This is a genomic window from Kitasatospora sp. NPDC093806 (assembly GCF_040683335.1).
In the GTDB taxonomy this organism is placed as follows: domain Bacteria; phylum Actinomycetota; class Actinomycetes; order Streptomycetales; family Streptomycetaceae; genus Kitasatospora.
The window spans coordinates 1-14,563 of record NZ_JBFBDO010000029.1; the positions used below are offsets into that span (position 1 = coordinate 1).

At 73.2% G+C, this 14,563-nt stretch carries 9 protein-coding genes and 1 pseudogene; 1 reads left to right on the forward strand and 9 read right to left on the reverse strand.

What is annotated here, in order from left to right:
* Positions 1-186, forward strand: a pseudogene (locus AB0N76_RS16780) (ATP-binding protein); the annotation flags it as partial.
* Positions 187-289: 103 nt separating this feature from the next.
* On the opposite strand, the gene cimA reads toward AB0N76_RS16780, so the two are convergent.
* The 9 genes from cimA to AB0N76_RS16825 form a co-directional block, all read right to left on the reverse strand.
* Positions 290-1,900 carry a citramalate synthase gene (gene cimA, locus AB0N76_RS16785; RefSeq protein ID WP_363557709.1) on the reverse strand — a complete coding sequence of 537 codons (1,611 nt, stop codon included), beginning with the start codon at positions 1,898-1,900 and terminating at the stop codon, positions 290-292.
* A gap of 366 nt (positions 1,901-2,266) precedes the next feature.
* Positions 2,267-3,379: a branched-chain amino acid aminotransferase gene (locus tag AB0N76_RS16790; protein ID WP_363557711.1), complete on the reverse strand. Its 1,113-nt coding sequence runs from the start codon at positions 3,377-3,379 to the stop codon at positions 2,267-2,269.
* Positions 3,380-3,599: 220 nt separating this feature from the next.
* Positions 3,600-4,637, reverse strand: a complete 1,038-nt coding sequence (locus AB0N76_RS16795; RefSeq protein ID WP_363557713.1) for a 3-isopropylmalate dehydrogenase — start codon at positions 4,635-4,637, stop codon at positions 3,600-3,602.
* Between the two features lie 112 nt (positions 4,638-4,749).
* Entirely contained in the window at positions 4,750-8,139 is a 3,390-nt protein-coding gene (locus AB0N76_RS16800) for a S8 family serine peptidase (RefSeq protein ID WP_363557715.1), read from the reverse strand.
* 230 nt (positions 8,140-8,369) lie between these two features.
* Positions 8,370-8,531 carry a hypothetical protein gene (locus AB0N76_RS16805; RefSeq protein ID WP_363557717.1) on the reverse strand — a complete coding sequence of 54 codons (162 nt, stop codon included), beginning with the start codon at positions 8,529-8,531 and terminating at the stop codon, positions 8,370-8,372.
* Positions 8,532-8,891: 360 nt separating this feature from the next.
* Positions 8,892-10,481, reverse strand: coding sequence for a phosphoglycerate dehydrogenase (serA, locus tag AB0N76_RS16810; RefSeq protein WP_363557833.1), 1,590 nt, complete (start codon positions 10,479-10,481; stop codon positions 8,892-8,894).
* A 252-nt stretch (positions 10,482-10,733) separates the two neighbouring features.
* A complete protein-coding gene (gene ilvC / locus AB0N76_RS16815) occupies positions 10,734-11,732 on the reverse strand; it encodes a ketol-acid reductoisomerase (RefSeq protein ID WP_093860427.1) in 999 nt (332 codons plus the stop codon).
* Between the two features lie 160 nt (positions 11,733-11,892).
* A complete protein-coding gene (ilvN, locus tag AB0N76_RS16820; RefSeq protein ID WP_030302941.1) occupies positions 11,893-12,417 on the reverse strand; it encodes an acetolactate synthase small subunit in 525 nt (174 codons plus the stop codon).
* Between the two features lie 37 nt (positions 12,418-12,454).
* Positions 12,455-14,308, reverse strand: a complete 1,854-nt coding sequence (locus AB0N76_RS16825; RefSeq protein ID WP_363557719.1) for an acetolactate synthase large subunit — start codon at positions 14,306-14,308, stop codon at positions 12,455-12,457.
* Between the last annotated feature and the right edge of the window lie 255 nt (positions 14,309-14,563).

Sequence of the window (14,563 nt, forward strand, 5' to 3'; positions counted from 1 at the left end):
CTGCCCTTCGTCGTCGCCCTCAACGGCTTCGACGGCCACCAGCCGCACACCCCCGACGAGGTCCGCGAGGCCCTCCAGCTCGGCCCCGACACTCCCGTGGTCACCCTGGACGCCCGACGCCGCGACAGCGCCAAGAGCACCCTGATCACCCTCGTCGAGCACGCCCTCCTCGCCCGGCTCCGCTGAACCCGCTTCTGCTGAACCCGGCTCCGCTGAACCCGGCTCCGACCCGCGACGACGCGGTGCGGCCCCCGGACCCTCCGGTCCGCGGGCCGCGCCGCCGCGCCGGTCACTGCGCGCCCGGCTCCACGCCGACCCGCAGCAGTCCGTAGGTGTAGGCGTCCTCCAGTGCCAGCCAGGAGGCGGCCACCACGTTGTCCGCCACCCCGACGGTGGACCAGGTGGCGGTGCCGTCGGTGGTGTCGATCAGCACCCGGGTCTTGGAGCCGGTGCCGTGCTGGCCCTCCAGGATGCGGACCTTGTAGTCCACCAGCTCCAGCTTGGCCAGCTGCGGGTAGATCCGCTCCAGCGCGGTGCGCAGCGCCTTGTCCAGCGCGTCGACCGGGCCGTTGCCCTCGCCGGTGGCGATCATCCGCTCGCCCTTGGCCCACAGCTTGACCGTCGCCTCGTTGCCCGCGGTGCCCTCCGGGCCCTGCTCGCTGATGGTCCGCCAGGACTCCAGCCGGTAGTAGCGCTCGCGCCGGCCGCGCACCTCGTCGCGCAGCAGCAGCTCGAAGGAGGCGTCGGCGGACTCGTAGGTGTAGCCGAGGCTCTCCTGCTCCTTGACCCGGGCGACCACCCGGCCGGCCAGGTCCCGGTCGGTGGACAGGTCGTAGCCGAGCTCCTTGCCCTTGAGCTCGACGGAGGCACGGCCGGCCATGTCGGAGACCAGCATCCGCATGGTGTTGCCGACCGTCTCCGGGTCGATGTGCTGGTACAGGTCCGGGTCGACCTTGATCGCCGAGGCGTGCAGGCCGGCCTTGTGGGCGAAGGCGGAGAAGCCGACGTAGGGCTGGTGGGTGGACGGGGCGAGGTTGACCACCTCGGCGATGGCGTGCGAGATCCGGGTCATCTCGGCGAGGCTGCCGGCCGGGAGCACCCGGCGGTCGTACTTCAGCTCCAGCGCGCCGACCACCGGGAAGAGGTTGGCGTTGCCGACCCGCTCGCCGTAGCCGTTGGCGGTGCACTGGACGTGGGTGGCGCCGGCGTCGACCGCGGCCAGGGTGTTGGCCACCGCGCAGCCGGTGTCGTCCTGGGCGTGGATGCCGAGCCGGGCCCCGGTCCGGGCGAGGACGTCGGCGACGATCTCGTGGACGCCGGCCGGCAGCATCCCGCCGTTGGTGTCGCACAGCACGACCACCTCGGCGCCGGCCTCGTGGGCGGTGCGGACCACGGCCAGCGCGTACTCCCGGTTGGCCCGGTAGCCGTCGAAGAAGTGCTCGCAGTCGATGAAGACGCGGCGGCCCCGGGAGCGCAGGTACGCGACGCTGTCGCGGACCATCTCCAGGTTCTCCTCCAGGGTGGTGCGCAGCGCCAGTTCGACGTGCCGGTCATGGGACTTGGCGACCAGGGTGATCACCGGCGCGCCCGAGTTCACCAGCGCGGCCAGCTGCGGGTCGTCGGCCGCGCTGCCGCCGGCCCGGCGGGTGGCGCCGAAGGCGACCAGCCGGGCGTTGGCCAGCTCCAGCTCGGCGGCGGCGCGGGCGAAGAACTCGGTGTCCCGGGGGTTGGCGCCGGGCCAGCCGCCCTCGATGTAGCCGACCCCGAACTCGTCCAGGTACCGGGCGATGGCCAGCTTGTCGGCCACCGTGAGGTTGATGCCCTCGCGCTGGGCGCCGTCGCGCAGGGTGGTGTCGAAGACGTGGAAGGCGTCGTCGGGAAGGTTGCTCGCCTGGGTCATGACCCTGGGTTCTCCGTTCCGGGAGGTCGGGTACTGCTCTGCCGGTTCTGATCCGGCTCCACTGTCCAGCATCCCGCGCGCTCCCCGGTGTCCCTCGGCCCCTTGTGGGGGCTCCGGCCGGTCCGGGGGAAACAAAAAGACCCCTCGCGGGTGCGAGAGGTCTGCGCGCGGGTCTGGACGCTGGTGGTCGCTCCGCATGGGGTCCTGCGGAAGCGGTCACTGCGGACCGGCGCGCCTGCTGCTAATAATCAGGGACAGCGTGGACACGTTCGCAGTGTGGCACACGCGCTCGCCATGCGGCCCACCCGTCTCGCGATCCGGGACGGGTGGGCCAGTGGGGCCGGTGGGGCCGGTGGGACCGTCCGATCAGACGATCTTGTGCATCCAGCCGTGGGTGTCCGGGTGCTGACCGCCCTGGAGGGCGAGCAGGGTGCGGCGCAGCTCCATGGTGATCGGGCCGGGCTCGCCGGTGCCGACCGTCCAGTCGCCGCCGTTGGACTTCACCGAGCCGACCGGGGTGATCGCGGCGGCGGTGCCGCAGGCGAAGACCTCGGTGAGGGTGCCGTCGGCGTTGCCCCGCTTCCACTCCTCGGTGGAGATCTTCCGCTCCTCGACCGCGTAGCCGAGGTCGGCGGCCACCGTCAGCAGCGAGTCACGGGTGATGCCGGGCAGCAGCGCGCCGGACAGCTCCGGGGTGACGATCCTGGCGTCCTCGCCCTCGCCGAAGACGAAGTAGAGGTTCATGCCGCCCATCTCCTCGACCCAGCGGTGCTCGACGGCGTCGAGCCAGACCACCTGGTCGCAGCCCTTCTCGCTGGCCTCGGCGAAGGCCATCAGGGAGGCGGCGTAGTTGCCGGCGCACTTGGCGGCACCGGTGCCGCCGGGGGCGGCGCGGACGTAGTCCTCGCACAGCCAGACCGAGACCGGCTTCACGCCGCCGGGGAAGTAGGCGCCGGCCGGCGAGGCGATGATCACGAAGAGGTAGGAGTTGGCCGGGCGGACACCCAGGCCGACCTCGGTGGCGAACATGAACGGGCGCAGGTAGAGGCTCTGCTCCGGCTCGTTCGGGACCCAGTTCCGCTCCTGCTGGACGAGCAGCTCGACGGCCTCGACGAAGGTCTCGGTCGGCAGCTCCGGCATCGCCAGCCGGCGGGCCGAGGCCTGCAGGCGGGCCGCGTTCGCCTCCGGGCGGAAGGTCGCGATCGAGCCGTCGGCCTGGCGGTAGGCCTTGAGGCCCTCGAAGATCGCCTGGCCGTAGTGCAGGGTCATGTTGGCCGGGTCCATCTCGATCGGCGCGTACGGCGCCAGCTGGGCGTCGTGCCAGCCCCGGCCCTCGGTCCAGCGGATGGTGACCATGTGGTCGGTGAAGACGCGACCGAAGCCGGGGTTGGTCAGCCGGGCCTCGCGCTCCGCGTCGGACAGCGGGTGGGCGGAGGGCTTGAGGTCGAACGTGATGGGCGCCTGGGTGGGCGTGCTCATGGCTGTGTGTCCTTCACCGTGGGGTTGGTCCGGGCCGCCTCCGCCGGGTGAACGTTCCGGTGCACCACACCGGAACGGACGCACGACGACACGGCCCACTGTCGATACTCGCATCCAGAGGGCCGTGCCGAACAGCCGCGGTCTGCTACGAGATCCGCAAGCTGCCGTTATGGGGTCCGGCCCACCTGGGCCGGAACACCGTCTGTCGGGTTCCGGCCTCCTAGGCGGATACTCGGGCGGCGAGCGCGTCGCCGACCTGGGCGGTGGTACGGGTTCCGGTCCGCTCGGCGAGGTCTGCGGCGACCGCGGCCTCGATCCGGGCGGCCTCGGGGGCGTGGCCGAGGTGGTCGAGCAGCATGGCGACCGACAGCACGGTGGCGGTCGGGTCGGCCTTGCCCTGGCCCGCGATGTCCGGCGCCGAACCGTGCACCGGCTCGAACATCGACGGGAACTCGCCGCTCGGGTTGATGTTGCCGCTGGCGGCCAGGCCGATCCCGCCGGTGACGGCGGCGGCCAGGTCGGTCAGGATGTCGCCGAACAGGTTGTCGGTCACGATGACGTCGAACCGCTCGGGCTGGGTGACGAAGAAGATGGTCGCCGCGTCGACGTGCAGGTAGTCGGTGGTGACCTCGGGGTACTCCTGGCCGACCTGCTCGAAGATCCGGGTCCACAGGTGGCCGGCGTGCACCAGCACGTTGTTCTTGTGGACCAGGGTCAGCTTCTTGCGCGGCCGCGCCTGGGCCCGGCGGTAGGCGTCGCGCACCACCCGCTCGATGCCGTACGCGGTGTTGAGGCTGACCTCGGTGGCCACCTCGTGCTCGGTCCCGGTGCGCAGCGTGCCGCCGTTGCCGACGTACGGGCCCTCGGTGCCCTCGCGGACGACCACGAAGTCGATGTCCGGGTCACCGGCGAGCGGCGAAGGGACGCCGGGGAAGAGCCGCCCCGGGCGGAGGTTGATGTGGTGGTCGAAGGCGAACCGCAGCTTCAGCAGCAGCCCGCGCTCCAGCACGCCGGACGGCACGCTCGGGTCGCCGATGGCCCCGAGCAGGATCGCGTCGTGGGCCTTGAGCTCCGCCAGGACGCTGTCCGGCAGGGTCTCCCCGGTGCGGTGGTAGCGCCGGGCCCCGAGGTCGAACTCGGTGGTCTCCAGCTTCACGTCGGCGGGAAGCACCGCGCCGAGGACCTTGAGGCCTTCGGCCACCACTTCCTGGCCGATGCCGTCACCGGGGACTACTGCGAGACGAATGGTGCGAGACATGCTCGGAGGCTACTCCGGCATCCCAGAGCCTGACATCCCACGTCCACCATCCGGACAGGAAGCCCTCCGGAGAGGGAGCGCCCGGGTTTTGGTGGGCGCTCCCTCGGTGGGGTTACGGGAGGGTGAGGATCTGGGTGTGGTGGTCGGGGGTGTTGAGGTGGTGGAGGAGGAGGACGCGGGACTTGTCGCCGTCGGCGCGGCGGATGTCGAGGACGGTGGCCGGGTGGACGGGGGTGGCGATGGCGGCGGGGCCGCCGGGGCCGGTGCGGACGTCGACGGCGGGGTTGAGGACGTCGATGGTGAGGGTGGGCCGGGTGCCGCGCAGGCCGATCGCGGAGAAGGCCTCGGCCGGGTCCGGCTTGCCGCCGGTCGCGAGGCCGGTCCACAGGGCGTAGCGGACGGTGCTGTGCCCGGGGCGGACGCCCGGCAGGGCGCTCAGCCGGACCGGCAGCACCAGCGCGTCGCCGTCCAGCAGCGCGGTGTCGGTGTCGCCCCAGCGGGCGTTGAGCGGCTGGACGTCCAGCTCGGCGCCGGTGCGGGCGTCCAGGGCGCGGGCCACCAGGACGTCGCTGCCGCGCAGCCGGTCGGCCTTGACCAGGACGTCGGTGACGCCGTCCCCGTCGGTGTCCAGTGAGGCGCGGACGCCGAACAGGCCGACCGGGGTGGCGGCCTGGGCCCAGACCTGGGCGCCGAGGTAGAGCAGGCCCTGGGCGAGCGGGTCGCCGGTGACGGCGGGCGCGTCGCTGGCGGCCCCGGCGGCGCGCAGGTTGGCGGCCCGGTCGCCGGCGCGTTCGACGCACACGTCCCGGACCTCGGCCGCCTCCTCGGTGCTGTCCTCGGGGACGATGCCCGCGCCGGGGCCGACCGCAGCCCCGCTGTTCGGCGGGCAGTCCGGCCAGCGCGCGCCCTCGCCGCCCAGCGCGAAGGCGCTGAGCAGGCCGGGCCGGTCGCCGGGCGCACCGGTGCCAGTGAGCACCGCCAGCGCCCCGGCCCGGCCGCTGCGGACCTGGAGGCCCGCGGTCAGGTCGGTGGCCGGGCGGGGGGCGGCGAGCAGCGGCACCCGGAGTTCGGGGGCGGCCGGGTCCTCGGGGGTGAGCAGCAGCCGGCCGGAGAGTTCGCCCCGGTAGCTGCGGGCCTTGCCGCCCTGGAGCCGGGCGATGGTCGGGTCGGGGACGCGGTCGAGGGCGCCGGGCACGGACAGGGTGACCCGGACCCGGGCGGTGCCGCCGGCCGGGACCTCGACCCGGTCCGGGGCGAGGTCGAAGCGGGCGCCGGGCAGTTCGGTGGCGGCCGCGTAGCCGGTCCGGTAGGCGACCGGGGCGGCGGAGAGGTTGCGTACCTCGACCTCGCGCACCAGGGCGAGCGGTCCGGTGACGGCGACCGGCCCGAAGGAGACGCCGACGGCGCCCTCGACCGCGCCCTCCCCCGCCGCGTAGGCGACGGCGGGGGTGCGGACGGCCCGGTCCACCCGGGCCCGGCCGGCGCCGGTGCGCTCGGGGCCGTAGACGGGGCCGGTGCCGCCGTCGCCGAGCCAGGTGTCGCCGGCGGTGTTCATCAGCGCGGCCTTGACCTGCTCGACGGTCAGCTCGGGGTGGGCGGCGCGGACCAGCGCGGCCAGCCCGGCGATCAGCGGGGTGGCCATCGAGGTGCCGTCGTCGCGCTGGCCGCCGGTGCCGGTGCCGACCTTGGCGGACCAGATGGTCTCGCCGGGGGCGGCCAGGTCGGGCTTGACCACGCCGGGCACGCCGATGCCGCGCGAGGTGAAGTCGGTGAGGGTGTCCAGCCGCTGCGGCTGGTCCTGCGGGACGACGCCGTGCAGCGGGTTGCCGGGGGCGGCGAGCCGGACCCGGACCGGGCCGGCCGCGGCGCCCTGGCGCAGCCGCTCGCCGTCGGCCCGGGCGAGCAGGGCGAGCGGGACCCGGTCGTTGCCGGCGATCTCGGCGAGGTGGTCGTCGTCGGCGGCGAGCAGGGCGCCGATCGCGCCGGCCTCGGCGGTGTGGTCGGCGCGCGGGCCGGAGCCGCAGGCGCGCTCGGACTCGCGGGTGCGCCAGGCGAGGACGGCGATCTTCCCGGCGAGCCGCTGCCGGTCGGCCTCGGTGAAGGCCGCGCAGCCGTCGGACTGGTCGGCGGGCAGGGCGAGTTCCCCGGCCACGTCGGCGGTCGACCAGCCCTGGTAGCGGGCGCTCCAGTGGGCCGGGACGACCCCGGCGAGCGGTTCGGGGGCGAGCACGGTGAGGCCGTCGGCGTCGCTGTGCGGGTCGACGGAGGCGGCGACGGCGAGCGCCCGGGGGGCGGTGCCGGGGCTGCCGCCGACGCCGTAGACGTCGCCCTCGTTGCCGGCCGCGGCGACCACGACGGTGCCGAGGGCGGCGAGCTTGTCGACGGCGAGGGCGTCGGCGTCGTCGGTGGCGCCGAACCGGCTGCCGAGGGAGAGGTTGAGGACGTCGAGCCGGTCGCCGAGGTCGCCGTCGCCGTTCGGGTCGGCGGCCACGTCGAGGGCCTGGGTGAGCTGGTCGGTGGAGCCGTCGCAGCCGAAGACCCGGATCGCGTACAGCTGGGCCCCGGGGGCGGCGCCGGGGCCGATCCGGAAGCCGGCCGGGTCGAGGCCGGGCCGGTAGGGGCCGCGGTAGGGCCGGCCGTCGGCGGTGACGCCGAGGCCGGCGGCGGTGCCGGCCACGTGGGTGCCGTGGCCGTTGCGGTCGCAGTCGATCGGGTTGTCGTCGGGGTGCGGGTCGGGCTGGTAGTGCGGGGAGGCCGGGTCGGGGTTGTAGTCGTCGCCGACCAGGTCCCGGCCGCCGATCACCTTGGCGTTGGGGAACAGCCCGGCGGGGGCCGGGGCGGCGCCGTCGACGGAGCGGAACGCCTCCTCGGTGCCGGGGCCGCCGAAGTCGGCGTGGGTGTAGTCGATGCCGCTGTCGGCGACGCCGATCCGCACGCCCTCGCCGGTGGTGCCGGCGGTGTCCGGGGCGGCCCAGACCGCGGGCGCGCCGGTGACCGGCACCGCGTGCGCGTTGTCGCGCTGCTTGCGGACGATCGGGTGGACCGCCGCGACCCCGGGCAGGGCGCGCAGCGCGGGCAGCCGGTCGGCGGGCGCGGTGACGGCGAGGCCGGTGACCAGGGTGCGGGTGCGGTAGAGCTCGCGGGCGGCCGGGACGGCCTGGTGGACGGCCCCGGCGAGCCGGTCCAGCGCGCTGCCGGCCAGCGCCCGCTGGGCGGCGCCGGCCCGGGCGGCCTCCCGGCGGACGGCGTCCGGGGAGCGCTGGGCCCGCCGGGCCTCGGCCCCGGCCCGCCGCCAGGCCGGGGCGGCGGGCTCGGTGCCGAGTTCGAGCAGGACCGAGGCGGTACGCCCGGCGGCGGCCGGCGGCGGACTGCCGGCGGCCGGGGCGGCGCCGGTGAGCAGCGCCGGGCCGGCCAGCAGGGACAGCGCGAGGCCGATCCGGGCGAGCGGCCGGTGGGCGCGTGGTCGGCGGACGAGCGGTCGGCGGACGTGCGGCTGACGCATGGGTCCTCTCCCCCGGCCGGGGGAACCGATCCGCGTGCCGTACCGCTGACGCCCGCCCGTGCGGCCGTCGATCACCCTCCCGGGGGCCCCAAGTTAGGAACGTCGCGGCGGTCGGGGCGAGCAATTTCCCCCGAACGACGACGACTTGCACTCTCCGGGGTGACGGACCGTCACCCCGGACGGCCCATTCGGCGGATGAACGCCACCGGGCGGCGCGCCCGGGCCCGCGGTCAGTGGTGGCCGGTCACGCCGCCGTTGTCGCGGCGGTCCAGCGCCCGCTGGAGCGCGGCGGCGGCGAACGGGTTCCGCTCGGCGGCCCGGCGGCGGCGCGGGGCGCGGGTCTGCGGGGCGGCGGGGGCGGAGGTGACGTGGCGGTCTGCGGTCGAGGGCATACCGGGCTCCTTGGAAGCGGCACGCGCGAGGGCGCGGCGGACGAGCGGGGAGGGGTACGCGCGGGGCAGGGATCACCTGCCCGTGGAGGCGCACGCGCACACGGGCCGCACGCCCTGGCTACAGGGGCGGCACACCGTATGGCTCTTCCACGGTACGGCCGGAGCCCGCCGGTGTCTGCACGGATACTTGGATTTCCTACTATCTGAGACGGCCCTCACCCGGAGGCAGCAGCCGGAGGCCCGCAGCGGGGCCCGGAGGCCCGCAGCGGGGCCCGGAGGCACCCAGCGGGGGCCCGGGGGAACGCGACGGGGCCCGGACCGCCGTTCACACGGTGGTCCGGGCCCCGGGGGGCGCCGAGGTCAGGCGCCGAGGTCGACCGAGCGGGCGAAGCGGGCGCCGATCTCGGCGGCGATCGCGGTCAGCACCTCCTGCGGGATCTGGCTGTCCACCGTGATGGAGGCCAGCGCGCCGCTGCCGTCCCGGGCCACCTGCATGCCCGCGATGTTGATGCCGGCGTCACCGAGGTGGCGGCCGAGGACGCCGACCACGCCCGGGCGGTCCTCGTACTTGAAGAAGGCCATGTGGTCGGTGAGCGCCACGTCCACGTCGAAGGCGTCCACGCCGACGATCTTCTGGATCTGCTTCGGACCGGCCAGGGTGCCGGAGATGGCGATCTCCTCGCCGCCCGCGAGGGTGCCGCGCACGGTGATCACGTTGCGGTGCTCGGGGCTCTCGCTGGAGGTGGTCAGGCGCACCTCGACACCGCGCTCCTGGGCGAACAGCGGGGCGTTGACGTAGGACACCGTCTCCGCCACCACGTCCTCGAACACACCCTTGAGGGCGGAGAGTTCGAGCACCTTCACGTCGTGCTGGGTGATCTCGCCGCGGACCTCGACGTCGAGCCGGACGGCGACCTCGCCGGCCAGCGCGGTGAAGATCCGGCCGAGCTTCTCGGCCAGCGGCAGGCCCGGGCGGACGTCCTCGGCGATCACGCCGCCCTGGACGTTGACCGCGTCCGGCACCAGCTCGCCGGCCAGCGCGAGGCGCACCGACTTGGCGACCGCGATGCCGGCCTTCTCCTGGGCCTCGTCGGTGGAGGCGCCCAGGTGCGGGGTGGCCACCACGTTGTCGAAGGCGAACAGCGGCGAGTCGGTGCACGGCTCCTTGGCGTACACGTCCAGGCCGGCGCCGGCCACCCGGCCGTCGCGCAGGGCGGCGGCCAGCGCCTCCTCGTCGACGATGCCGCCGCGCGCGGCGTTGACGATCCGGACGGTCGGCTTGACCTTGTGCAGCGCCTCGTCGCCGATCAGGCCGATGGTCTCCGGGGTCTTCGGGAGGTGGACGGTGATGAAGTCCGAGACCTCCAGCAGCTCCTCCAGCGAGACCAGCTTGACGCCCATCTGGGCGGCCCGGGCGGCCTGGATGTAGGGGTCGTACGCGACGATCTTCATGCCGAAGGCGGACATCCGCTGGGCGACCAGCACGCCGATCCGGCCGAGGCCGACGACGCCGAGGACCTTCTCGCTCAGCTCGACGCCGGTGTACTTGTTGCGCTTCCACTCGCCCTGCTTGAGCGCGGCGTTGGCCGGCGCGATGTTGCGGGCGACGGAGATCAGCAGGCCGCAGGCGAGCTCGGCGGCCGTGACGATGTTGGAGGTCGGCGCGTTGACGACCATGACGCCGGCCTTGGTGGCGGCGGAGACGTCCACGTTGTCGAGACCGACGCCGGCCCGGGCGACGACCTTGAGCTTGCGGGCGACGGCCAGCGCCTCGGCGTCGACCTTGGTGGCGGAGCGGATCAGGATGGCGTCGACATCCGCGATCGCGGTCAGCAGTTCGGTGCGGTCGGCGCCGTTGCAGTGGCGGATCTCGAAGTCGGGCCCGAGGGCGTCGACGGTGGCGGGCGACAGCTCTTCGGCGATCAGTACAACGGCGGTCTTGGATGTCACAGTGCTCACGACAGTGTGTCCTTAACTGTCCGGTTCCCCCGGCACGTAGGTGGCGTGGAAGGCGGGGGGAAGGTGGCATGCCGCGTAGGTAGACGCACGACGCTGTGGGCCTGACGCGCACTCGGAAGTGTATCGACGGGCTGAGTGCCAGGCTGCTCCCGTCCGGCGAAATCACCCGGACGAGAGCAGCCTAGTTGTACAAGGGCGTTACAAAATCGGTAGCACCCGGAACGGGCTTGGGCCCGGGGAGACTCAGGCCTCTTCCTTGACCCAGCTCATCAGCTTGCGCAGCTTCTTGCCGGTGGTCTCCAGCAGGTGGTCCTCGTCGGCCTTCTTGTACTCGTTGTACTTGGGCAGGCCGGCCTTGTACTCGGCGATCCAGGTGTTGGCGAAGGTGCCGTCCTGGATCTCGGTGAGGACCTTCTTCATCTCGGCCTTGGTGTCCGCGGTGATGATCCGCGGGCCGGTGACGTAGTCGCCCCACTCGGCGGTCTCGGAGACCGACCAGCGCATCTTCTCCAGGCCGCCCTCGTACATCAGGTCGACGATGAGCTTCAGCTCGTGCAGGCACTCGAAGTAGGCGATCTCCGGCTGGTAGCCGGCCTCGACCAGGGTCTCGAACCCGGCCTTCACCAGGGCGGCGGTGCCACCGCAGAGGACGGCCTGCTCACCGAACAGGTCGGTCTCGGTCTCCTCGGTGAAGGTGGTCTTGATGACGCCGGCCTTGGTGGCGCCCAGGCCCTTGGCGTAGGACAGCGCCAGGTCGAAGGCCTTGCCGGAGGCGTCCTGCTCGACCGCGACGATCGCGGGGACGCCGCGGCCCTCCTCGTACTGGCGGCGGACCAGGTGGCCCGGGCCCTTCGGGGCGACCATGCAGACGTCGACGTCGGCCGGGGGCTTGATGAAGCCGAAGCGGATGTTCAGGCCGTGGCCGAAGAACAGCGCGTCGCCGGCCTTCAGGTGCGGGGCGATGTCCGCCTCGTAGACGTCGGCCTGGATCGGGTCCGGGACCAGGATCATGATGACGTCGGCCTCGGCCGCGGCCTCGGCGGGGGTGACCACGCGCAGGCCGGCCTCCTCGGCCTTGGCGCGGGACTTGGACTCCGGCTTCAGACCGACCCGGACGTCCGCGCCCGAGTCGCGCAGCGACAGCGCGTGGGCGTGGCCCTGGCTTCCGTAGCCGATGACCGCGACCTTGCGGCCCTGGATGATGGACAGGTCGGCGTCGTCTTCGTAGAACAGCTCGGCCACGGGGGCACATCTCCTTGCGAGTGGATTGCCGGGTCTGCGGTGGTTCCTACCGTATGCGGACCGGCGAAGGTTTGGGGCGGTGCTTCAGGGTTTGAGACAACAGGCGGTGCCGCGCGCCGGCGCGTCGCTGAAAGGGTGGTGGCGGGCGACGGGCGGGCGGTTATGCGCTGCGGTCGAGGGCCCGGAGCGAGCGGTCCGTGATCGAACGGGCGCCGCGTCCGATGGCGACCAGGCCGGACTGGACCAACTCCTTGATGCCGTAAGGCTCCAGCATCCGGAGCATGGCCTCCAGCTTGTCCGAGCTGCCGGTGGCCTCGATGGTCACCGCGTCCGGGGACACGTCGACCGTCTTGGCGCGGAACAGCTGGACGATCTCGACGATCTGCGACCGGGTCTCGTTGTCGGCGCGGACCTTCACCAGGACCAGTTCCCGCTGGATCGCAGCGGACTGGTCGAGTTCGACGATCTTTATCACGTTGACGAGCTTGTTGAGCTGCTTGGTGACCTGTTCCAGCGGGAGGTCCTCGACGTTGACCACGATGGTCATCCGGGAGACGTCCGGATGCTCGGTCGGGCCGACGGCGAGGGAGTCGATGTTGAAACCCCGACGGGAGAACAGCGCGGCGATCCGGGCGAGCACGCCGGGCTTGTTCTCGACCAGGACGGAGAGGGTGTGCTTGGACATTGGGTCGTCAGTTCCCTAGGTCGTTCCGGTGGGGGGCTCAGTCGAGGTCGTCGCCGAAGTCGGGGCGCACGCCCCGGGCGAACAGGATCTCGTCGTTGCTGGTGCCGGCCGCGACCATCGGCCAGACCATGGCGTCCTGGTGGACGATGAAGTCGATGACCACCGGGCGGTCGTTGATCGCCATCGCCTGCTCGATCACCGCGTCGAGGTCCTCGGGGCGCTCGCAGCGCAGACCGACGCAGCCCATCGCCTCGGAGAGGAGCACGAAGTCGGGAATCCGGGTGCCCTGGGCCGGCGGCTCGATGCCGTCGTGGCCGGGGCCGGAGTGCAGCACCGTGTTGGAGTAGCGCTGGTTGTAGAACAGCGTCTGCCACTGGCGGACCATGCCCAGCGAGCCGTTGTTGATGACCGCGACCTTGATCGGGATGTCGTTCAGGGCGCAGGTGACCAGCTCCTGGTTGGTCATCTGGAAGCAGCCGTCGCCGTCGATCGCCCAGACCGCGGACTCCGGACGGCCCGCCTTGGCGCCCATCGCGGCCGGCACCGCGTAGCCCATGGTCCCGGCGCCGCCCGAGTTGAGCCAGGTGCCCGGCTTCTCGAAGCGGATGAACTGCGAGCTCCACATCTGGTGCTGGCCGACGCCCGCCGCGTAGATCGCGTCCGGGCCGACCAGCCGGCCGATCCGCTCGATCACCTGCTGCGGGGAGAGCTGGCCGCCCGGGGCGGGCTCGTAGCCCAGCGGGTAGGTCTTCTTCCACTCGTCGAGCCGCTCCCACCACTCCGAGTAGTCGCCCTTGTGGCCGGCGTCGAACTCGGCCTGGACGGCGACGATCAGGTCGGCCAGCACCTCGCGGGCGTCGCCGACGATCGGCACGTCGGCCGGGCGGTTCTTGCCGATCTCGGCCGGGTCGATGTCCGCGTGGACGATCTTGGCGTACGGCGCGAAGCTGTCCAGCTTGCCGGTGACCCGGTCGTCGAAGCGGGCGCCGAGGGTGAAGAGCAGGTCCGACTTCTGCAGCGCGGTGACGGCCGGGACGGAGCCGTGCATGCCGGGCATGCCCAGGTGCTGCGGGTGGCTGTCCGGGAAGGCGCCGAGCGCCATCAGGGTGGTGACCACCGGGGCGCCGGTCAGCTCGGCCAGGATCCGCAGCTCGGCCGTGGCGCCGGCCTTGACGACGCCGCCGCCGACGTACAGGACCGGGCGCTTGGCGGTGACCAACAGCTTCGCGGCCTCGCGGATCTGCTTGGCGTGCGGCTTGGTCACCGGGCGGTAGCCGGGCAGCGAGGTCTCGACCGGCCAGCGGAAGGTGGTGGTGGCCTGCAGGGCGTCCTTGGCGATGTCGACCAGGACCGGCCCGGGGCGGCCGGTGGCGGCGATGTGGAACGCCTCGGCGATCACCCGGGGGATCTCGGCCGGGTCGGTGACCAGGTAGTTGTGCTTGGTGATCGGCATCGTGATGCCGCAGATGTCCGCCTCCTGGAAGGCGTCCGTGCCGATCGCCTTGGAGGCGACCTGGCCGGTGATCGCGACGATCGGCACCGAGTCCATGTACGCGTCGGCGATCGGGGTCACCAGGTTGGTGGCGCCCGGGCCGGAGGTCGCCATGCAGACCCCGACCCGGCCGGTGGCCTGGGCGTAGCCGGTGGCCGCGTGGCCGGCGCCCTGCTCGTGACGGACCAGGATGTGGCGCACCTTGGTCGAGTCCATCAGCGGGTCGTACGCGGGAAGGATGGCCCCGCCGGGGATGCCGAAGACGGTGTCCGCGCCCACGGCCTCCAGCGAGCGGATGAGCGACTGGGCTCCGGTCATGGTCTCGACGACGTGCTGGGGAGCGGGAGCGTGGGCGGCCGGGGTGTCCCCGCGGCGGGGGGATGCGGCGTGCTCAGTCATCTGCCTGTCTCTTCTCGGTTCTGGCCGGCCCGGTGGTTGCGGGCCCCGGGGTCGAGGGGTGGGGTCCCGCTTGCGGGCCGATCGCCGGCTCTGCCCCAATCGTCCCTTTCGAGGGGGCTCGGGGCCAGGGGTCTTGCGGTGGTGGAACAGCGTCAGTGCAACAAAAAACCCCTCGTGCCCGGGGGCATGCGAGGGGTGGCGCGTCGGTCTGTCACAAGCGGGGCATGGCCCGCTCAGCCGACGCGCCCGCCAAGT